Below are 669 nucleotides of genomic sequence, written 5' to 3' on the forward strand. Positions count from 1 at the left end.
GCCTTTTCAAAGCCACGATGACAACGCATGCCAAACTTGTGATTATAGTCTAAAAACCGTGTCACAAGAAAACGTTCTAGGGATTCTTCATTTGGAAATTGTTCTTTGCGTTTGACATATCGTTTGATTTCTTTGTTAAAAGCTTCAATTAAGTTTGTCGAGTAGATACTGCGACGTATGGAAGCTGGAAAATCATAAAATGTTAGAATCCGTTCATTGTTCATCACTGATTCAATGACACGTGGATAAGGCTTTTCCCACTTGCTTTGCATCTGTTCTAAGGCTTCTATAGCTTCTTCACGGTTTTTCGCTTGGTAAACGCTTTAAAATCATCGAGAATGGCTGCACGATCTTTTACACGTACTTTACTGGAAATGTTTCGAGCGACATGTACACAACACACTTGATGCTTCGCCTTTGGATAGACACGATGAATGCTATCCGTCATCCCTGGCAACCCATCGGAAATGAAAAGGAGGACGTTTTCTACTCCTCTTTCATGTAGGGAGTGGATGAGTTCTTCCCATACGTGCGAAGACTCTGTTGGTGCAATGGTAAAGTCTAAAACTTCTTTGTTTCCTTCTTCCGTAATACCAATAGCGATGTAGACAGCTTCTTTTTCAACCGTTTGACGTCGAATCGGAATATGAGTGGCATCCAGATAAATGC

The 669-nt window shown here is 40.8% G+C and carries 1 pseudogene; it reads right to left on the minus strand.

From position 1 onward, the window contains the following. Window positions 1–667: pseudogene (locus tag GJS40_RS00795) on the minus strand (IS256 family transposase); the annotation flags it as partial. Window positions 668–669 lie beyond the last annotated feature (2 nt).

This window comes from Aliibacillus thermotolerans (assembly GCF_027853235.1).
Taxonomy (GTDB): domain Bacteria; phylum Bacillota; class Bacilli; order Bacillales; family Marinococcaceae; genus Aliibacillus; species Aliibacillus thermotolerans.